Raw genomic sequence first — 20,091 nt, forward strand, 5'->3', positions numbered from 1 at the left:
GCCCCGACATAGTCCTCAACCCGCGCTGGAAGCAGACTGAGTTGCTCTCGGCTCTCGCCGGACTTGAATGTGCGATTCGTCATGAACAGAATCGTACATCAACTCCCCGAAATGCCGAGTTCTTGCTCGGCCTCGACGGGCAATTTGCTAGGTGCCGACGAGGCGAGGGCGGCGGTTGCCGAGCGAAACCTTGGCCGACAGGGCGCGCAGCCACTCGCGGAAGCTGACGATCTCGGGGCAATCCGCGGTGCCCTCGGGTGCAATCAGCCAGTCGCCGAGACCCGATCCCTCATCGATCCGGTCGCAGCGATAGCCGGGATGGTGGCCGAGGCCGCGCGCGATGAGCACGTCGACCTTGCCTTCGACCAGCTCGTGCAGGCCGGCGGGCTGCAGCACGCGCAAGCCGATCTCCGCATGCGCGCTGCGAAACTCCGCCAGATCGAGCCGGCGGAGGTCGAAGGCGCCATGGACCCCGAGCTGCAGCAGCACCGCACCCGCCGGCTTCAATCGCGAGGTCGCATCCGCAATGCGACGAAAGCCGTCGGATATTCCGGGCAGATAGGCCTGGCCGGCCGCGGTGAGGACGAGCTGCTTGTGCAGCCGCTCGAACAGCTGCACGCCGAGACGCGCCTCCAGCGCCTTCACCTGCTGCCCCACGGCCGCGGGCGTCACGTGCAATTCGTGCGCGGCGAGCTTGAAGCTGAGATGGCGCGCGGCGGCTTCGAAGGCGCGGAGCGCGTTGAGCGGCGGAAGGGTGTAGGTCATCGCACGGCAAGTTTGACACCGATCGCCTGCGGCCTTGCAATAGATTTTCTTGCGCTGAACTGCAGGAATAATGCTTTGTGCCGTGGCGATCTCGCCGGATACGGTCGGCGCGCAATCCGGAGAAACCCATGCCCCGCCGACTGGATCATTTCGTCGTTTGCGTCCACGATCTCGAACAGACCGCGCAGGATTGGCAGAGGCTGGGCTTCAGCCTCACGCCAGCAGGCGAGCATCCGTTCGGAACCAGCAATCGCCTTGCGCAGTTCGGCGACAATTTCGTGGAGCTGCTGGCCGTTACGAACGAGGCGTTGGTGCCCGCAGCAACACAAGGCCATTTCAGCTTCGCGGCCCACAACCGGGATTTCCTGAAGAAGGCCGAAGGCATGTCGATGCTGGTCCTGCACAGCACCGACGCCCATGCCGATGCGGCGCGCTTCAGGGCCGATGGCATCGGTGCCTACGCGCCGTTTGATTTTGGCCGCGATGCGGTGCTGCCGGATGGAGGCAAGGCGCGCGTTGGATTTTCCCTGGCCTTCGCGACCGATCCCGCCATGCCCGGGATCGCGTTCTTCACGTGCCAGCAGCGTCATCCGCCGGAACTGTTCTGGAAGCCGGAATATCAGCGGCATGCCAACGGCGCCGCGCGCGTGGTCGAAATCGTGATGTCGGCGCCGGAGCCGGCGGCCCATCGCGATTTCCTCGAGCGCCTCATGGAAGGCCCCGCCGAGCTTGCACCCGATAGCCTGACAGTCGGCGACCGCAATAACCGGATCACGTTGCTCGGCCCGTCCGAGCTGGCGCGTCGGCTGCCGGGCGTCGAAGGGGGCTCATCGCCACGCTTCTGCGCTGCGCGCATCACAGTCGCCGATCTCGATGCGACGCGGCGGACATTGGAGAGCAACGGCGTCGGCTTCGCGATGACGGGGCGTATGCTGCTGGTCCCGCCCGCCGTCACGCATGGGCTGGCGCTGGAATTCGTCGAACAGGAAGCAAACTGACATGGCTCACATCCTCACCCACAATCCCGCAACGGTGCATCCGCCCGCCGGTGGTTACAGCATGGGCGTTGAGCTCAGCCAGCATCGGCGCCTGCTGTTCGTCAGCGGCCAGGTGCCCGAGGAGACCGACGGCGCCGTGCCGGAGGGATTCGAGGCGCAATGCGAGCAGGCCTGGCGCAACGTCATCGCGGTGCTCGCCGCCGCCGGTCTCGGCGTGGGGCATCTGGTCAAGGTCACGACGTTCCTGACCGATCGGAGCCAACTCGTGCCCAACCGCATGATCAGGCGTAAGGTGCTCGGCGAACACGAGCCCGCCTTGACGGTCGTCGTCGTTGAAACCGTCGCCAGCAAATGGCTGCTGGAGATCGAGGCGATCGCGGCTGAATGATCGCCGCTGTCGCCGACCTTGCGATGTGTCAGGTGTCCAATGGCTGAGACCGTCCATCCCTTCTATGAGGCACATCGCGGTGCCATGGAGGCCGCCATGCGCCAGCGGCTCGATCTTGCGGAAGCGATGCTGCGCGAGCGCGCGCATCTCGCCGATATCGAAGGCATCAGGCAGGAGGTGATGGGCGAGTTCGAGATCGTGCTTACCCAGATGCCTTATGTCGGCGGCGCGGCGAGCCGCATGAGCGATTTCTTCATGCGCCTGATCGGCTTCATGGCGATCAGCCGCGTGTTGCGGCGACATGGTGTGCCGCTGCCCGTGATCGGCGAGATCGAGCGGGAAACCTACAAGGCGCAATTGCTGACGGTGCCCGAAGCGGAACGTCTCGCCTCGGGACGTCAGTTCATGTCGCCAGAGAACCAGGCCTTGCTGCGCGACCAGGCGGCGTTGAGTGCGACAAGCGGCCATCGGGACGCGTTTCCGGAGGATTTCGTCTACGACTTCGTCGCGCCCGGTCCGGGTGACAAGTTTGAGTTCGGCATCGACTACAAGGCCTGCGGCTTCTGCAAATTCGCAGCGCGGCACGGCGACAAGGAGATCCTGCCGAACATTTGCGGGCTTGATTTCGATGCCTATGCAACGCGGGGCATCCATCTGGAGAGGACGCAAACGCTGGCCGGCGGCGCGAGCCACTGCAATTTCCGGTTCTCGCGGATGGGGTAGGGGGCAGTCTGCCCCTACGACGGCGGTGTCATGCCCCGCGAAAGCGGGGCATCCAGTACGCCGCGGCTCATCCGTTCAAACACGACTGTCTCGGCGTACTGGGTCGCCCGGTCAAGCCGGGCGACGACAGGGAGGGTGGGGCTAGCAGCGCCTCAGATCACTCCCACCAGCCGGAGCACCACACCGGCAGCGCAACTGCCCGCCAGCACCGTCAGCATCCCCAGCTTGAAGCGGAAGATCGCGGTTGCCGCCGCGATCGCCAGCAGCAGCGCGGGGATGTCCACGCTTCGCAGCACCGGCATGTCGAAATTCAGCGGGAAGGCGTGCACCGGCACGGTCTCGCGGAACAGCGTGTGGAGCGCGAACCAGATCGACAAATTGAGGATCACGCCGACGACCGCTGCCGTGATCGCACTCAGCGCGCCGGCCAGCCCCGTGTTGCCGCGCAGGCGCTCGATATAGGGGGCGCCGACGAAGATCCAGAGGAAGCAGGGCGTGAAGGTGACCCAGGTCGCGAGCAGGCCGCCCAAGGTCGCCGCAAGCATCGGTGACAGTCCGCTCGGATCGCGGTAGGCCGCCATGAAGCCGACGAACTGGAGCACCATGATCAGCGGGCCCGGCGTGGTCTCGGCCATGCCGAGGCCGTCGAGCATCTCGTGCGGTTTCAGCCAGTGATAATGCTCGACCGCCTGCTGGGCGACATAGGCCAGCACCGCATAGGCGCCGCCGAACGTGACCAGCGCCATCTTGGAGAAGAACAGCGCGATCTGGCTGAACACGTTGGCCTGACCGAGGACCAGGATCAGCGCGATCACGGGCACCAGCCAGAGTGCGAGCCATAGGGCAGTTGTGCGGATCGCGCGCGCGGTGTCGGGGCGGACATGCTCGGGCACAGCCTCGCCGAGCATGCTGTCGATCACGGCACCGCTGCCGCCATGGCCGTGACCGGCCGGAGCGAATTCCGGACGACCTTGCCTTGCGCCGACATATCCGATCACGCCGGCGGCAATGATGATGATCGGGAAGGGGACCGCGAAGAAGAAGATCGCAACGAACGCGATCGCCGCGAGCGCGATCATGATGCGGTTCTTCAGCGCGCGCTTGCCGACACGGAAGACCGCTTCGACCACGATGGCGAGCACCGCGGCCTTCAGCCCGAAGAACAGCGCCTCGACGAAGCTGACATTGCCGAAAGCCGCGTAGATGTAGCTCAGGCCCATGATGGCGATGATGCCGGGCAGGACGAACAGCCCGCCCGCCATCAGGCCGCCGGCGGTGCGGTGCATCAGCCAGCCGACATAGGTCGCGAGCTGCTGGGCCTCCGGGCCCGGCAGCAGCATGCAATAGTTCAGCGCATGCAGGAAACGGCCCTCGGAGATCCAGTTCTTCTCCTCGACGAGGATGCGGTGCATCACCGCGATCTGGCCCGCGGGCCCGCCAAAGCTCAGACAGGCGACGCGGAGCCAGACGCGAAAGGCTTCGCCGAAGCTGATGCCGTGACCGGCATCAGCTTCCGTTGGATCGGCGCGGGTGTCCATCACGCCTTGACCTTGTTGGTCGGCCAGTTGTGCGTCTCGGTCGTGGCGTCGCGGCACCAGCGGTAGAAGGCGTCGTAGAGCAGCATGCCGGCCTCGAGCTGTTCGAGGTCGTCATCGTACATCCGCGACAGCCCGAGCGAGGCCGCGAGCAGGCCGGGTGCTTCCGGCGCGAGGTCAGGCCGCGCGGTGTCGGCGCCGCGCACCAGCGTTGCGAGCCGGAGCAAAGGCGGGGTCGCGATCCCGAACTCCTCGATCATGACATCGAAGGTGCAGAGCTCGCCGCGGTGACTCCAGAACACGTTCTCGATGTCGAACGGGGCGGCATTGAAGCGCTCGCCGACGGCGACCACGTCGGACGGCGCCACATACAAAAACACCGCGTTGGGATCGACGAAGCGGCGGATCAGCCAGGGGCAGGCGATGCGGTCGACCTTCGGCCGCGCCCGCGTCACCCAGACGGTGCGCCCCTTGGCATCGCGTGGCGGCAGCTTGCGGGCATCGACCAGCGGCAGCTTGGCCGCCTTCCAGCCCTCAAAACCGTCTTCCAGGGTTTCGGCGTCGGCGCCGAGCTGCCTCAGCCAAGCGGCGGTGCCCTGTGCGAGCTTGGCGCCGCGCAGGCAGGAGACGATGGCGGAGCGGCCGGCAAACTCGCCGCCCCATTCCGCAACGGTCTCGTGGCTGAGCCTGATCGAGCCGGGAATCAGCCGCCGGTCGGCGGCAAAATCCTGCTCGGTGCGGACGTCGATCAGGACAGGAGCATTGGCCGTGCCGATCAGGCGCGACAGCTTATCGGATGAAATAGTCGTGAATGTAGACATGTCGGTGCGTCCTCGTAGGAACCGAACGGGACGCGATACTTGGGCATGTCGCCTCGTGGGGAGATCGCTCAAATCCCCATGGCCCAGATTACAGCGAAACTAAGCATGGCTGTCAATCGGCACGGTGATTGGGCCTTAGAAAATCAGCCTTGCCCGGTCTATAATGGGCGCCAACAGACCTGAATCTTCTGGAGAATTCGATGCATTCCCACTCCATTGAACAGTGGACCCATGACCACGCCTTCCTGGGCGAGAAGCATGACGAGAACGAGCGGCGCACCTGGCTCGTGGTCGTGCTGACGCTGGTCATGATGGTTGGCGAGATCGTCGCCGGCTCGCTGTTCGGCTCGATGGCGCTGCTGGCCGACGGCTGGCACATGGGTACGCACGCGGCGGCGCTGGGGATTGCCGCGTTCGCCTACCGCTTCGCGCGCCGGCACCTCGGCAACGCGCATTTCACCTTCGGCACCGGCAAGTTCGGCGATCTCGCCGCCTTCTCCAGCGCGATCATCCTGGGATTGATCGCGGTCGAGATCGCCTATGAGAGCGTGCTGCGGCTGATCACGCCAGTGCCGATCGTCTATGGCGAGGCGATTGCGGTGGCCGTGCTGGGTCTGTGCGTGAATCTCGTCAGCGCGTGGCTGCTGCGCGATAGCCACGATTATCACCACCACGGCCATGATCATGGCCACGGCCATGCGCATCATGATCACGACGATCATGACCACGACCATGATCACCACCACCATCATCACGACAACAATCTCCGCGCCGCCTATGTCCACGTCATGGCAGACGCCGCGACCTCGGTGCTGGCGATCGGGGCGCTCGTCGTCGCGATGTATTCGGGCTGGGTCTGGGCCGACCCCGCCGTCGGCCTGATCGGCAGCGCCGTGATCGCGAGCTGGGCGTTCGGCCTAATCAAGTCTTCGGGCGCGGTGCTGCTCGACGTGCGCGCCGACGAGAAGCTGGAGCGGGTGATCCGGGCGCGCATGGAGGTCGGCGACGATCGCGTCACCGATCTGCATCTCTGGCAGGTCGGTCCCGGCCATTGCGCCGTGCTGCTGTCGGTGGTGTCGGACCAGCCGAAGCAACCGGCCGTCTACAAGAAGCGGCTTGCCGGGCTGAAGCGGCTCAGCCACGTCACGGTCGAGGTCGAGACCTGCCCGCATTGACGTGATCTGCGGGCGTGGAATTCTGCGGCGCGGCCGGGGTTGATCCTCGGTCGCAGCCGACCCGAGGGCTTGCCAAGGAGGGACCAGGGATGACGTCCAGAATCACGTTCAAGATCAAGCTCGCTCTCGCCGCCGCCGTGCTCACCTTGTCCGCTCACGCGGCGATGGCGCAATCGGAAAAGACCGGGGTCGAAAGGCTCTACGTCCTCAATTGCGGGGAGGGCACTGCCGGCGACATCTCGCGCTGGACGCCCGGCCTGAACGAGGGCAAGACGATGGACTTCGTCGACAGCTGCTATCTGATCAAGCACGCCAAGGGCTGGTTCCTGTGGGATACCGGCATCGCCGATGCCGTCGCGGCCATGCCCAATGGTCTTGCGCCCGCCGATCCGAAGGCCGTCGCCTGGCGCAGGCCGAAGACGCTTGCCGGCCAGCTCGAGCAGCTCGGTCTCAAGCCCGATGACGTCAAGGCGATGGCGGTCTCGCACACGCACCCGGACCATTCCGGCAATGTCGAGCTGTTCCCGCAGGCCACGCTCTATGTGCAGAAGGCCGAGTATGATTGGCCCGGCGCCAACAACGAGCCGCGCTTCAAGCCCTCGCATCCGGTCGAGCTGTTGTCGGGCGACAAGGATGTGTTCGGCGACGGCAGCGTGACCATTCTCTCCACGCCAGGCCATACGCCGGGGCACCAGTCGCTGCTGGTGAAGCTGCCGAAAACCGGCGCGGTGGTGCTCTCGGGCGATGCCGTGCACTTCAAAGACAATTGGGATAATCGCCGAGTGCCCAGCATGAACGTCAGCAAGGAGCTGAGCGCAGCCTCGATGCAGAAGATCTCCGACACGCTCGCCAAGGAGAAGGCGCAGCTCTGGATCAACCACGACAAGGCCCAGCGCGACAGCCAGAAGATGGCGCCGGAGTTTTACGACTAGCTTTCCCTGAGCCACCTGTTGCCACACTGGTGGCAGCAGGATTGTGCTAGCCGCTCCCAAAAGGCTCCGGGACAGGAGGCGAGGCGTGGGGGAGTGGCTCGGCGTTGCGATCGCGCTGGTCTCGAGCAGCATCGGCGGCACCGCCGCCGCGATCACCCGCTATCTCGTCGCCGGCGCCGATCCGGTCCTGCTGGCGATCCTGCGCTGGGGGATCGGCTTTCTCTGCCTGCTGCCTTGCGCGCTGCTGCTCCGCGTGCGTTTTCCGCAACGCTCGGACTGGCCGGCCGTGGCGCTGCTCGGCATCTGCTTCTTCGGCCTGTTCTTCATCCTCTACAACATCGCAGTGTCCTACACGACCGCGGCGCGCGCGAGCCTGGCGCTGGCGACGCTGCCGCTCCACACCATGGTGGTCGGCGCGATCCTCGGCGTTGAGCGGCTGACCGGGCAAAAAATCCTTGGCGTCGGCATCGCCGTGCTCGGCGTGACGGCGGCGCTCGCCGCGGGCCTTGCGCAGAGTCCGCCCGGCGCCTGGCGCGGCGAGCTGATCATGACCGGCGCGGTGTTCTGCATGGCGTTCTACAACGTGCTGTCGCGGCCGCTGATGCAGCGCTCGAGCGCGCTCGGCTTTCTCACCGTCGGCATGGGCGCGGGCGCCGCCGTGCTTGTCGTGGCGGGGATGGTGAAGGGCAGCTTTGCGGCGCTCGATCATTTCACCACGGCGCAGTGGATCGCCGGCATCTATCTCGGCGCCGGCGGCGGCGCGCTCGCCTTCATCCTCTGGGTCATGGCATTGGCGCGGGCGACGCCGACCCGCGTTGCCAATACGATGACGGTCAATCCGATCGCCGCGACGTTGCTGGCTGCGCTGCTGATCGGCGAGCCGATCACGGCCAATCTCCTGATCGGACTCGTCGCCGTGTTCGCCGGCATCTGGATCGCAACCAGCGAGGCGAAGCCGAATTGATCTGCCGCGCGCATTGCGACCGACACAAAAATGTCGTCGCAATTTTACGAAACAGTCTGCCTCAAAATCGTGGGACGTCGTGCAGATCGATGCAGATGCAAGCGAAGCGTCGTGACTGTGCTGCTCATCATTTCGGCATGCTGCTCATCATCAGTTCAACAGGCATGCCGCTCGAAGGAGATGGGCATGCGTTCTCCGAAGTTCGACCAGGCCTTCATTTAAGCGGGCCTTAAAGAGTCGGCCGATATGCATGCTGACGTGCGTAATTCAACAGAGCGGCAAGCATATGCGTAATTCGATGGGACGGCGTCAGTTCTTGTGCGGGTGTTGCGCGGTGCTTGGAGCGACTGTACTGCCGCGGCGCGTGAGTGCCGCTGGCGATCCCGAGATCGTTCCGATCGAGTTCGCGAGCTTTCACGATCAGACGTTCAAGAACGAATATCTGCAGTTCATGAATGTAACGATCCCGCCCGGACAGATCGCGGCCTATCACAGTCACACAAGGGACTTTGCTCAGGTCTACATGGCCGTCTCGGATGCGGAGGGCACGCCGCTCGGCGGCAAGCCCGTCATCACGCCGCGCAAGGTCGGCGAAGTGTTGTTCACGAACTACACGAAGAAGCCGGGCGTGCACCAGGTCGCCAATGTCGGCGCCAGCGACTTTCGGATCATGGGATTCGAGCTGTTCGATTCGGAGCCCGGCCGCTTCTCGCCGCAGGCTCGCCCCGAGCCCTATGTCTCGGTGATGGACAACCACCGCGTCCAGGCGTGGCGGCTGATCCTGAAGCCGGGCGAGGTTGCGCCCGCGATGACGCAGGCCGCACCCGGCGTGCGGATCGTGGTGCAGGGCGGCGTGCTGATCGAGGGCGTGCAGGGCAAGCCGGACCACAAGCTCAACCTGAAATACGGCGACTTCGCCTGGCAGAATACGGGTCCGGTGCGGACGATGCGAAACGCGGGAACGTCGACCGTCGAGCTCGTCGAGTTCGAACTGAAATAGCGACACGTGCGGGGCGCGAGGGCTGGCGGGGGCCGGTCCTCACGTCGCGGGTTTTGATGCGAATGAGGAGCGGGGCATGTCTATCAAGCGGTCGGGTATTGCGATTGCAGCGCTGATGTCGGGCATCGTCGTCCTGACGTCGGGCCTGCAACTGCGTGAGCGCTGGAGCGCTTACCAGGACGCCATCGCGGCGCATGCCCTGGAGACGCGTCTCGCCGCAGGCTTCGACGCCGTCGGCAGCCTGACCATCGAGCGTGGGCCGGTCAATCGCGCGCTGCTCGGAAAATCCGCGGCCGACGATGCGGTGCTCAAGGAGTTTGCCGACAATCGCCGGACCAGCGACGAAGCCCTGGCAAAGCTGGAGGCGCTCGGCAGCGGCGATGCCGACCTGACGCAGCGGGTCAAGGCCGCCACGGCGAAGATCGCCGCCGCGCGCGAGGAGGCCGCTTCGCAATGGAAGAAGCCGCTGACGGAGCGTCCCAGCGGCATCGCCGCCAAGGCCATGCGCGACTACGGCGAGGCCATGGCCAGCCTGAACGAGCTGCTCGAGTCCGGCATCAAGGCGACGATGCGGCTGAGCACCACGGCAGGAAACCTGCTCGACGTCGCACAGAAGGGCTGGGTGATCCGGCAGACCGCCGGCCAGGTCTCGCTGCTGATCTCGGGGCTGGTGGCATCCAACCGTCCGGCCACCCTGGCGGAGCGGGACGAAATGAACGCCGCCAATGGCCAGATGATGCGGCTCTGGGCTGAAATTCTCGACCGCGGCGATGACGTTCTCGCGCCCAAGAACACGCGGGCCAGCGTCGGTGTTGCCCGGGATCGCTACTTCGGCTCGGACAAGCCGCTGCGCGACGGCCTGACCAAGGCTGCCTTCAACGGCACGCCTTACGAGGTGTCGGTGGACGACTGGCGCAAATCCGCCACGGCTGCGAACGCCTCGCTGCTGGGGATCCGCGATGCCGCCCTGCGCGACGCGCAGGCCGTGGCCGAACGCGACGAAGCCGATGGGCTTGGCGGCATCCTCTTCGCCGGCGCGGCCATCCTGGTCGTGCTCGGATTGTCGGCCGCTTCCTCGGTGCTGCTCGTGCGTCATCTGCTCACGCCGATCTCGAAGCTTTCGGACGTCATGACCCGGCTTGCCCGCAACGAAGAGGCCGAGGTGCCGTTCGCCGCCCGCAAGGACGAAATCGGCGGCATGGCGCTTGCGGTGCAGGTGTTCAAGGAGGCCATGGCTACCACCAACAGGCTGGCCGGCGAGCAGGCCGCCGAGCGGATCGTCAAGGAGAAGCGCACGGCGCGCCTGGAAGGCCTGGTCAGCGATTTCGAGGCCAAGGCGGGAGCCATGGTGGCGCTGCTGGCGTCGGGAGCCACCGAGCTCGAGACCACCGCGCGATCGATGTCCTCGACCGCGACGCAGACCAAGGGGCAGGCGACAACGGTTGCCGCGGCCGCCGAGGAAGCGAGCGTCGGTGCGAGCACGGTGGCCTCTGCGGCCGAAGAGCTGACGGCATCGATCAGCGAGATCAGCCGCCAGGTCGCGCAATCCTCGACCATCACCGGGCGCGCGGTGGCCGACGCGCAGCGTACCGACAAGATCGTGCAGACCCTGGCCGAAGGCGCCGAGAAGATCGGCGAGGTGGTCACCCTGATCCAGGCGATCGCCGCTCAAACCAACCTTCTGGCCCTGAACGCGACGATCGAGGCGGCGCGGGCCGGGGAGGCCGGCAGAGGCTTTGCCGTGGTCGCCTCCGAGGTGAAGATGCTGGCGAACCAGACCGCGTCGGCAACGGCGGAGATCGGCGCCCAGATCACGCAGATTCAGGACGCCACCAAGGAGGCCGTCGACGCCATCCGCGGCATCAGCGGGACGATCGAGGAGGTCAGCTCGATCTCGAACGTCATCGCGACGGCGGTCCAGGCGCAGGGCGTGGCCACGGCCGAAATCGCCCGCAACGTTCAGCAGACCTCGCAATCGGTCAAGGACGTGACCGCGAACATCAGCGGCGTGAGCAAGGCGGCAACGGAAACGGGCGTCGCGGCGACCGAGGTGCTGAGCGCGGCCGACGGTCTGTCGCGACAGGCCGAGCAACTGACGAGCGAGGTCGGCAGCTTCGTCGAGGAGGTCCGGGCGGCCTGACGCGCGAGAGGTTTCAGCGCGGCGCGGTCACTGGAGGCGGGCTCGCGTCCGGCGTCTTCTTCGGCTTCAGCGTGCCGGCATAGAACGACAGCAGCCACACCAGCAGGACGGCGAGGAGATAGACGCCCCAGGCCTGCGGCGGTGTCATTGCCCAGCGCAAGAGGCCTTTGAAGGTGCGGGGCGGTGGGCTGTCATTGTCGGTCATGGCCCGCTTGTGCGCGAAAGCAGCCAAGCGGTCAATCCGGCCGCTTGCCGGCGCGGATCAGGAACAGCGCCGCCAGTGCCGACAGGCTGAGCGCGGAGGAGACCATCAGCACTTTTGCGCCCATGACGTCGATCAGCAGGCCGAAGGCGAGCGGCGCCACCGCCTGCGCCATCCGCGCCGGTGCTCCGATGATACCGAGGCGATAGCCGAAATCCTTCGGCCCGAAGATCGCCAGCGGCAGCGTCCCGCGGGCGATCGTCAGAATGCCGTTGCCGGAGCCGTGGAGCAGCGCAAAGGCGCTCGCGGCGGCGCCGCCGAAGATGGCGACGACGGCCGCTCCGATCGGGTGGGTGAGGCAGGCAAGCCGCGTCGACCACAGCGGATGAAAGCGGCTGAGAACGCTCGCTTCCAAGATGCGCGCCACCACCTGCGCCGGGCCGATCAGCGCGCCGGCCGCGATCGCCTCGACATGCGTCGCGCCTGTTGCCTCCAGGATGCGCGGGAAATGCACGGCCATCGCGCCGGTGACGGTCCAGACCGCGGCAAAGACGAAGGCGAGCAGCACCATGGTGCGATCGAGCGGCACATGCGGTTTTTCCGCCGTCGCCGCCGCCTGCTTGGCGCCCTTGATCGCCGGCAGCATGAAGAAGTTGAGAGGCAGGCCGATCACGATGTTGGCGGCGGCCCAGGCAAAGCAGGTCTCGCGCCAGCCGATATGGGCGAGGCCCCAGGCGGTGAGCGGCCAGCCGACGGTGGAGGCAAAGCCCGCCATCAGCGTGATGCCGGTGATCGAGCCGCGTGCCTCGGTGCCGTAGATCCGGCCGAGCGCGGCGAAGGCGGCGTCGTAGAGCCCCATCGCCATGCCGAGGCCGAGCACGAGCCAGGCGAATGCCATCACCGCTGCGGATTGCGAGAGGCCGAGCAGCACCAGGCCGGCGGCAATGATCAGGTTGGAGGCCGACAACACCTGCCGTCCGCCGACGAGATCGATCTGCCGTCCGATCCGCGGGCCGAGCATCGCCGAGATCACAAGCGAGGCCGAGAACGCGCCGAAGATCCAGTTGGTGGAGATGCCGAGGTCGTGCGCCATGGGATCGGCAACCAGCGCCGGCAGGTAGTAGCTGGACGCCCAGGCCAGGGTCTGCGTCGTGCCGAGCGCCAGGATGATCGGAAGCTGGCGCTGGCTCATGTCTCGGTACGTATGGTCGGCGGTGTCATCTGTTCCATTTGCCGCCTGCGGCGCGAGTGCGTCAACAGCGCCTGCGGCATATTCGACCTGCCACGGATGGGAGCCTTGGTCGCGCGGCGTTCGCAAGCGGCCTTTCGCTCGTCACGAATGCACGCCATAATGGCGCATGCAATTGACCTCCCGCCTGGCGCTGATGAACTGGCTGACCGGCCAGGGGCTCACCGGCCTGCCCGAAAACGAACTGCTCCGCGGGTTCTGCGAGCGCTGCCGCGCCGAGGGCCTGGAACTCTCGCGTGCGCTGGTCGTCATCGACACGCTGCATCCGATCTATGAGGGGCGCGGCTTCCGCTGGAGCGATCGCGCCAGCAACGAGAGCGAAATGTTCGAATACGGCTCGACCGCCGAAGGCGATGCCGCCAAGAGCTGGCGCCGCTCGGTGTTCTTCCACATGCTCGAGCACGGCCACGACGAGATGGTGATCGATCTCGCCGACGCGCCATCGATGGATTTCTCGCAGATCGGCGAGCTCGCCGAAAAGGGCCATAAGCACTATCTGGCCTTCGTGCATCGCTTCGGCGAGAACGGCGCGCTCGGACTGATGGACTGCCTCTATTCCTGCTGGACCACGCGGCGTGATGAAGGGTTTGATGAAGCCCAGCTCGAAGCCATGCGCGATCTCGTGCCGGTGCTGGGGCTCGCGATCAAGTCGGCGCAGCAGGTGGACATCGCGCGTACGCTGGGGCGGGTCTATCTCGGCCGCGGCGCCTCCGAGCAGGTGCTGGGCGGGCGCATCTCGCGCGGCGTCACCGAGCGCATCAAGGCCGTGCTCTGGTACTCGGATTTGCGCGGCTCGACCGGGATCAGCGAGAGCATCGGGCCGGACGAGATCATCCCGTTCCTCAACGACTATGCCCAGGCCGTGATCGACGCGATCCACGACGCCGGTGGCGACGTGCTGAAGCTGATCGGCGATGGCGTGCTGGCGATGTTCACCGGTGAGGACATGGCGCATGCCCGCCGCGCCGCGCTGCGCGCCGAGCACCTGTTCCGTCAGAACGTCGCGAAGCTGAACGCGCACCGGGCGGCCGACGGCCGTCCCACCACGTCCGCCTATATCGGCCTGCATGTCGGCGAGGTCTTTTACGGCAATATCGGCAGCGAGGACCGGCTCGACTTCACCGTGGTCGGCCCGACCGTCAACGAGGTCAGCCGCATCGCCTCGATGAGCCGCTCGGTCGACCGCGAGCTGCTGGCCTCAGCCGAGTTCTACAAGGGCCTGGACGCCGCCGGGCGTCGCTATCTCGTCTCCACCGGCCGCTACGCGCTGCGCGGCATCGGCCATGCGCAGGATCTCTATACGCTCGACCCCGATGTCGATGCGAACGAGCCGGTGACGGGGAGCTACGAGCGGTATCTGGCGAATTAGGCTTCGCCGCTTCAACACAATCGGTCATTGCGAGCGCAGCGAAGCAATCCTGGTTGTTTCCGCGGAGGGATTCTGGATTGCTTCGTCGCTTTCGCTCCTCGCAATGATGGGCGCACCTAGCACCGCGCCGCCACCTCATCTCCCACCATGCTGGGCTGCCGGTCCAGCGCCACCGCCGGCGACAGCCAGATCACCAGCGCCTGCACGCCGAACACCACTGCTGCCAGATACAGGCACGCCTCCGCGCTCCAGAGGCCGCCGACGATCGCGCCGAGCGCCGAGCCGAGCGGGCGGGCACCGTAGCTCATGATGTTGATGGCGGAGACGCGGCCCAAGAGGCGCGGTGGCGTCACCGACTGGCGCAGGGTCGTGGTCGAGATCACCCACAGGATCGGCCCGACGCCGAGCAGGAAGAAGCTGAGACCAGCAAGCCAGGGCGAGGGGACCAGCACCGTCAGTGCCATCACCAATGCGGCAACGAAGGCCGTGACCGGGCCGAGGCCGACTACCGTGCCGAAGGCGATGCGCTTCATCACGCGCGTTGCGAACAGCGCGCCGATCACCATGCCGATGCCGTACATGGTCAGCACCGTGCCGACGCCCGCGGCGGTCAGGCCGAGATGGCGAACCGCGTAGGGCACGAACACCGCGATCTGCAGGAACCAGCCGGTGTTGAAGATGAACTGCGTGATGAAGACCGGCCGCAGCAGCGCATGGTGGAAGACGAAGCCCGCGCCCTCGCGGATGTCCTGCAACGGATGGCGTCGCGGCGCCGGGGCGCGCGCGGGCTCATAGATGCCGGAGAGCAGCACCACGGCGATCGCCGAGAGCGCCGCGGCAAAGCCGAAGGCCGGGCTTGCGCCCCACCATCCGACCAGCGCGCCGCCGAGCGCAGGGCCGCTGGCAAAGGCGATGGTGCGGGCAAGCTCGATCCGGGCATTCGCCGCCGGCAGCAGCTCCGCGCTCACCAGCGATGGCACCAGAGCCGGCGCTGCCACGCTGTAGACGACGGTGCCGCACACCGCCGCAAAGCCGAGCAGCGCCAGCAGCGGCAGATTGAGCCCGCCGAGCGCCAGCAGCACGACGATGGTCGCGAGGGCGGCGGCCCGCAGCGCTTCGGCGCTCGCCATCAGCGAGCGGCGGGAGATGCGGTCGGCGAGCAGACCGGCCGGAATGGCGAACAGCACGAAGGGCAGGGTCAGGGCGGTCTGCAATGCGCCGGTCTGGCCCTCAGCGACCCCGAGCGTCAGCACGGCGACGATGGGGGCGGCGGCCAGCGCGATCTGCTCGGCGGATTGTGCGGCGAGGTTGGACCACGCGAGGCGGCTGAAAGTGTCGGGGAGGCGGGGCGGATTTGACATGGCGCATTTCCTGCAAAGTCGGATTGGCGCCAGTATTCGCCCCCGACGCCGGCCAAACCCACCCGCTTCCCGACAGGAGCGGGTAAAACGCAGCCGCATCGAGGAACCGATGCGGCTAGATGCAGTTGCAAATGAGTTGCAATAAGCCTCGACTTCGGTATTCTGACCGCATGGATGCCCGATCACCCGATCTAACCCCCGATACCGGCTGGCGCGCCGATGCGCCGACCACCAAAAGCCTCGCCGAGGTGAACGCCACGGTGGCCATTCCGGCCGCGGGGCAGTGGTGGCGGCGGCTGCTCGCCTTCGTCGGCCCGGGCTATATGGTCTCGGTCGGCTACATGGACCCCGGCAATTGGGCGACCGACCTCGCCGGCGGTTCCAGGTTCGGCTACACGCTGCTCTCGGTCATCCTGCTCTCCAATTTGATGGCGATCCTGCTGCAGTCGCTGGCGGCGCGGCTCGGCATCGTCACCGACCGCGACCTCGCCCAGGCCTGCCGCGCGACCTATTCGCCGACGGTCAACTTCCTGCTCTGGCTCGCCTGCGAGGCCGCGATCATCGCCTGCGATCTCGCCGAGGTCATCGGCACCGCGATCGCGCTGAAGCTGCTGTTCGGCATTCCCCTGATCGGCGGCGCGCTGCTCGCAGCCCTCGACGCCTTCCTGCTCCTGCTCCTGATGAACCGTGGCTTCCGTTTTCTCGAAGCCTTCGTCATGGCGCTGCTCGCCGTGATCGCGGTGTGCTTCGCGGTCCAGATCGTGGCGGCCGCTCCGCCGGTCGCGGAAGTTCTGCGCGGCTTCATGCCGAAGACCGAGATCTTCACCAATTCCGAGATGCTCTACATCGCGATCGGCATCATCGGCGCGACCGTGATGCCGCATAATCTCTACCTGCACTCCTCGATCGTGCAGACGCGCGCCTATGAGCGCAATGAGGAGGGCCGGCGCGAGGCGATCAAATGGGCGACGACGGACTCGACCATCGCCCTGATGCTGGCGCTGTTCATCAACGCCGCGATCCTCGTGGTGGCGGCCGCGACGTTCCACAAGAGCGGCCATTCGGATGTCGCCGAGATCGGCCAGGCGTTCGAGTTGCTCTCCCCCCTGCTGGGCCTCGGCATCGCCTCGACACTGTTCGCGGTGGCGCTGCTCGCCTCAGGTCTCAACTCGACGGTAACGGCGACGCTCGCCGGCCAGATCGTGATGGAAGGCTTTCTCGATCTGCGCCTGCCGAGCTGGGCGCGCCGCCTGCTGACGCGCGGCATCGCCATCATCCCGGTGATTATCGTCACCGCAATCTACGGTGAGCGCGGCACGGCGGATCTGCTGGTGTTCAGCCAGGTCGTGCTGTCGATGCAGCTTCCCTTCGCGGTCATCCCGCTGGTGCGGTTCGTCTCCGATCGCCGCAAGATGGGGAAGTTCGCGATACCGCCTTACGTCGCCGCGATCGCGTGGATCGTCGCGGGCATCATCGTGGTTCTGAACGTGAAGCTGCTGGTGGATACGCTGTTCGGGTGAGTGTCCGCAAAATACCGTTGTCATCGTCCGCCTTGTGCGCAATTGCGCACTGGGGCGGGCGATCCAGTACTCCGAGACACCTGCGATAGAACCGAGAAGCCGCGGCGTACTGGATGCCCCGCCCCCCGTGCGCAATTGCGCACTAGGCGGGGCATGACAGAGAACTAATCCTGCGGCTCGGACGCCGCGTCGCCCTGCGCGTCGATGCGCAGCCAGCCTGAGGGGGCGAGGCGCTGCTGCGGCAGGAAGCGGGCCTTGTAGTCCATCTTCTTGGAGCCTTCGATCCAGTAGCCGAGATAGACGTAAGGCAGGCCCTGGCGGCGGGCGCGGGCGATGTGGTCGAGGATCATGAAGGTGCCCATCGAGCGGCTGACCTGGCTCGGCTCGAAGAAGGAATAGACCATCGACAGGCCGTCGCTGAGCACGTCGGTCAGCGCCACCGCGATCAGCTCCTCGCCGCGGCCGGTGATGCCGCTGTCGGGGCCGCGCTTGCGGTACTCGATGATGCGGGTCTCGACATGGCTGTCCTCGACCATCATGGCGTAGTCGAGCACGGTCATGTCGGCCATGCCGCCATGGCGGTGGCGGGCGTCGAGATAGGCGCGGAACACCGAATACTGCTCGGAGGTCGGCACCGCGCTGCGCTGCTCGCCGATGATGTCGGCGTTACGCGCCATCACCTTGCGGAAGTTGCGGGACGGGCGGAACTCGTTGGCGACGACCCGGACCGAGACGCAGGCGCGGCACTGGTCGCAGGCCGGCCGATAGGCGATCGACTGGCTGCGGCGGAACCCGCCATGGGTCAGGAGGTCGTTGAGGTCACCGGCGCGCTCACCCACGAGGTGCGTAAACACCTTGCGCTCATGCCGGCCCGGCAGATACGGGCAGGGGGACGGCGCCGTGAGGTAAAACTGGGGGGTGTCGCGCGAGTGCTGGGTCAAGGGACGTCGTGGGCCTCCAAAGTGAACATAAGCATCGCGCTACGGAAGCCCCCGGTCAATTGGCCTGCGTGGCAGGTCAGATCAGCCAGCTTAGTAGGTCCAGGTTGATAGGTCCTTGATCAGTAGGTCCTGGCAGCCTGGGGCAGGGGGGCCCGGACGGAATTGTTGATCACGACCGTTCCCAGGACGAAATCGTGCAGCAGGCGCCGGCGGCCGTTGAACGGGCCGAGCAGCACCACGAAGGGCGTCAGGAACGAGACCGTCACCCAGAACAGCACGGCATGGGTGGCGCCGAGCACGAAATAGCCGGGGGCGCCGTACCAGGTGCGCAGCTCCAGGTCCATGATCCGCATCCCGATCGTCGCCGACGAAGGACCGCCGATGCAGGCGCCGTAATAGACGATGGCCCAGACCACGGAGGCGGGCCACGCCAGCCAGAACAGCGCCCAGCCGATGCCGAGCGTGACTACGCCGAACAACGCGATGAAGATGTAGCCGAGGATGACGGGGACGGAGATCACGACCATGTCGATCAGGAACGCGAACACCCGCCGCGTCGCCACGCCGCGGAACAGTTCCGGGTGCAGATAGGGATCGTAGGCGTGCGGCTGCACCGCGCCGTCATTGCGCCAGGCGCCTGAACTACCGGAGTCATACGACATCGTCCGTCCTCCCAGGGGGAAACAGAGGGAAAACCCTCGAGGCAGGACATGGGAACAGGCTCTTCCCCTGCCAAGGGCGCGCGGGTGTCAACAAGCCGAATTATTCCGGCGATTCGGGGGCGGTTCTCTTACCACCGTCATTCCGGGGCGGTCCGCAGGACCGAACCCGGAATCTCGAGATTCTCAGGTGCGCAATTGCGCACCATAGTTCGATGCTAACGCATCGCCCCGGAATGACGGTAGCTGTTGGACACGCTTCCGACGTCGCTGTTACGTCTGGGCGCGCAGCTTCTCCGCCGCCTTCGGCGCAAAGTAGCTGAGCACGCCGTCGGCGCCGGCGCGCTTGAAGGCGAGCAGGCTCTCCATCATCGCGCGCTCGCCGTCGAGCCAGCCGTTATTGGCGGCGGCCGCGATCATCGCGTATTCGCCGGAGACCTGGTAGGCGAAGGTCGGCATCGCGAAGGTGTCCTTCACGCGGCGGACCACGTCGAGATAGGGCATGCCCGGCTTCACCATCACCATGTCGGCGCCCTCGGAGATGTCGAGCTCGACCTCGCGCAGCGCCTCGTCGGTGTTGGCGCTGTCCATCTGGTAGGTGCGCTTGTCGCCGGTCAGCGTCTTGGCCGAGCCGATGGCGTCGCGGAACGGGCCGTAGAAGGCGGAGGCGTATTTGGCGGCATAGGCCATGATCTGCACGTCGAGCAGGCCGGTGCGGTCCAGCGCCTCGCGGATCGCGGCGACGCGGCCGTCCATCATGTCGGAGGGCGCGATGATGTCGCAGCCGGCTTCGGCCTGCACCAGGGCCTGACGCACCAGCACGGCGACCGTCTCGTCGTTCAGGATCTTGCCGTCGGAGATCAGGCCGTCATGGCCGTGGCTGGTGAAGGGATCGAGCGCGACGTCGCAGAGGACGCCGATCTCGGGAAACTCCTTCTTGATCGCGCGCACGGCCTGGCAGACCAGGTTGTTCGGGTTGGTCGCTTCCGAGCCCTCTTCGTCGCGCAAGGACGGGTCGGTGTAGGGAAACAGCGCGAGACAGGGGATGGTGAGCTTCATCGCGCGCTCGGCCTCGCGTACGGCCTGGTCGACGCTGAGGCGCTCGACGCCGGGCATCGAGGCGATCTGCTCGCGCCTGTTGTTGCCGTCGATCAGGAACAGCGGCCAGATCAGGTCGTCGGTGGTGAGCACGTTCTCGCGCACCATTCGCCGGGCCCATTCGGCCTTGCGGTTGCGGCGCGGCCGGATGGTCAGATCGAGGGCAGGGGAGGCCGTCGTGCCATCCCGGCGCGAAACCTCGCGCAATTCGATCGGACGTCCGTATTTGATCGCCATCACTCTTCCTCCGG

General features: G+C 66.2%; 19 protein-coding genes. 10 read left to right on the top strand and 9 right to left on the bottom strand.

What is annotated here, in order from left to right:
* Window positions 1–147: 147 nt before the first annotated feature.
* Window positions 148–765: a LysR family transcriptional regulator gene (locus VGR99_RS19515; RefSeq protein WP_326900583.1), complete on the bottom strand. Its 618-nt coding sequence runs from the start codon at window positions 763–765 to the stop codon at window positions 148–150.
* A gap of 128 nt (window positions 766–893) precedes the next feature.
* On the opposite strand from VGR99_RS19515, the gene VGR99_RS19520 reads away from it, so the two are divergent.
* The 3 genes from VGR99_RS19520 to VGR99_RS19530 are packed head-to-tail and all read left to right on the top strand — an operon-like array spanning window position 894 to window position 2,874.
* Window positions 894–1,763: a VOC family protein gene (locus VGR99_RS19520; protein ID WP_326900584.1), complete on the top strand. Its 870-nt coding sequence runs from the start codon at window positions 894–896 to the stop codon at window positions 1,761–1,763.
* A 1-nt stretch (window position 1,764) separates the two neighbouring features.
* A complete protein-coding gene (locus VGR99_RS19525) occupies window positions 1,765–2,151 on the top strand; it encodes a RidA family protein (RefSeq protein ID WP_326900586.1) in 387 nt (128 codons plus the stop codon).
* A 39-nt stretch (window positions 2,152–2,190) separates the two neighbouring features.
* Entirely contained in the window at window positions 2,191–2,874 is a 684-nt protein-coding gene (locus tag VGR99_RS19530; protein WP_326900588.1) for an L-2-amino-thiazoline-4-carboxylic acid hydrolase, read from the top strand.
* 152 nt (window positions 2,875–3,026) lie between these two features.
* On the opposite strand, the gene chrA is transcribed toward VGR99_RS19530, so the two are convergent.
* Window positions 3,027–4,412 carry a chromate efflux transporter gene (gene chrA / locus VGR99_RS19535; protein ID WP_326900681.1) on the bottom strand — a complete coding sequence of 462 codons (1,386 nt, stop codon included), beginning with the start codon at window positions 4,410–4,412 and terminating at the stop codon, window positions 3,027–3,029.
* The gene (locus tag VGR99_RS19540) at window positions 4,412–5,230 is read right to left on the bottom strand and encodes a chromate resistance protein ChrB domain-containing protein (protein WP_326900590.1); all 819 of its coding nucleotides are present in this window, start codon (window positions 5,228–5,230) and stop codon (window positions 4,412–4,414) included. The genes chrA and VGR99_RS19540 overlap by 1 nt, the downstream gene beginning before the upstream one ends.
* 200 nt (window positions 5,231–5,430) lie before the next feature.
* Here VGR99_RS19540 and dmeF point away from each other — a divergent pair, with 200 nt between their 5' ends.
* The 5 genes from dmeF (at window position 5,431) to VGR99_RS19565 (ending at window position 11,441) form a co-directional block, all read left to right on the top strand.
* Window positions 5,431–6,405: a CDF family Co(II)/Ni(II) efflux transporter DmeF gene (gene dmeF / locus VGR99_RS19545; protein ID WP_326900591.1), complete on the top strand. Its 975-nt coding sequence runs from the start codon at window positions 5,431–5,433 to the stop codon at window positions 6,403–6,405.
* 89 nt (window positions 6,406–6,494) lie between these two features.
* A complete protein-coding gene (locus tag VGR99_RS19550) occupies window positions 6,495–7,337 on the top strand; it encodes an N-acyl homoserine lactonase family protein (protein ID WP_326900592.1) in 843 nt (280 codons plus the stop codon).
* Window positions 7,338–7,422: 85 nt separating this feature from the next.
* Window positions 7,423–8,301: a DMT family transporter gene (locus tag VGR99_RS19555; protein WP_326900593.1), complete on the top strand. Its 879-nt coding sequence runs from the start codon at window positions 7,423–7,425 to the stop codon at window positions 8,299–8,301.
* A 334-nt stretch (window positions 8,302–8,635) separates the two neighbouring features.
* On the top strand, window positions 8,636–9,301 hold the full coding sequence (locus tag VGR99_RS19560) for a hypothetical protein (protein WP_326900594.1): 666 nt from the start codon (window positions 8,636–8,638) through the stop codon (window positions 9,299–9,301).
* Window positions 9,302–9,377: 76 nt separating this feature from the next.
* Window positions 9,378–11,441, top strand: a complete 2,064-nt coding sequence (locus tag VGR99_RS19565) for a methyl-accepting chemotaxis protein (RefSeq protein WP_326900595.1) — start codon at window positions 9,378–9,380, stop codon at window positions 11,439–11,441.
* A 13-nt stretch (window positions 11,442–11,454) separates the two neighbouring features.
* Here the strand turns inward: VGR99_RS19565 and VGR99_RS19570 are convergent, their stop codons facing one another.
* A complete protein-coding gene (locus tag VGR99_RS19570) occupies window positions 11,455–11,646 on the bottom strand; it encodes a hypothetical protein (RefSeq protein ID WP_326900597.1) in 192 nt (63 codons plus the stop codon).
* 31 nt (window positions 11,647–11,677) lie between these two features.
* A complete protein-coding gene (locus VGR99_RS19575) occupies window positions 11,678–12,835 on the bottom strand; it encodes an MFS transporter (RefSeq protein ID WP_326900598.1) in 1,158 nt (385 codons plus the stop codon).
* Window positions 12,836–13,001: 166 nt separating this feature from the next.
* Here VGR99_RS19575 and VGR99_RS19580 point away from each other — a divergent pair, with 166 nt between their 5' ends.
* On the top strand, window positions 13,002–14,261 hold the full coding sequence (locus VGR99_RS19580) for an adenylate/guanylate cyclase domain-containing protein (RefSeq protein WP_326900600.1): 1,260 nt from the start codon (window positions 13,002–13,004) through the stop codon (window positions 14,259–14,261).
* 116 nt (window positions 14,262–14,377) lie between these two features.
* Here VGR99_RS19580 and VGR99_RS19585 read toward each other — a convergent pair whose 3' ends face one another.
* Window positions 14,378–15,622, bottom strand: coding sequence for an MFS transporter (locus VGR99_RS19585; RefSeq protein WP_326900601.1), 1,245 nt, complete (start codon window positions 15,620–15,622; stop codon window positions 14,378–14,380).
* A gap of 170 nt (window positions 15,623–15,792) precedes the next feature.
* On the opposite strand from VGR99_RS19585, the gene VGR99_RS19590 reads away from it, so the two are divergent.
* The gene (locus VGR99_RS19590; RefSeq protein WP_326900602.1) at window positions 15,793–17,142 is read left to right on the top strand and encodes an Nramp family divalent metal transporter; all 1,350 of its coding nucleotides are present in this window, start codon (window positions 15,793–15,795) and stop codon (window positions 17,140–17,142) included.
* 164 nt (window positions 17,143–17,306) lie between these two features.
* Here VGR99_RS19590 and VGR99_RS19595 read toward each other — a convergent pair whose 3' ends face one another.
* From VGR99_RS19595 to hemB, 3 genes are all read right to left on the bottom strand, one after another.
* A complete protein-coding gene (locus VGR99_RS19595) occupies window positions 17,307–18,083 on the bottom strand; it encodes an arginyltransferase (RefSeq protein WP_326900605.1) in 777 nt (258 codons plus the stop codon).
* A gap of 119 nt (window positions 18,084–18,202) precedes the next feature.
* Window positions 18,203–18,745, bottom strand: coding sequence for an RDD family protein (locus VGR99_RS19600; protein ID WP_326900607.1), 543 nt, complete (start codon window positions 18,743–18,745; stop codon window positions 18,203–18,205).
* 270 nt (window positions 18,746–19,015) lie between these two features.
* On the bottom strand, window positions 19,016–20,077 hold the full coding sequence (gene hemB, locus VGR99_RS19605) for a porphobilinogen synthase (protein ID WP_326900609.1): 1,062 nt from the start codon (window positions 20,075–20,077) through the stop codon (window positions 19,016–19,018).
* Window positions 20,078–20,091 lie beyond the last annotated feature (14 nt).

This window comes from Bradyrhizobium sp. (assembly GCF_035935975.1).
Lineage (GTDB): Bacteria > Pseudomonadota > Alphaproteobacteria > Rhizobiales > Xanthobacteraceae > Bradyrhizobium.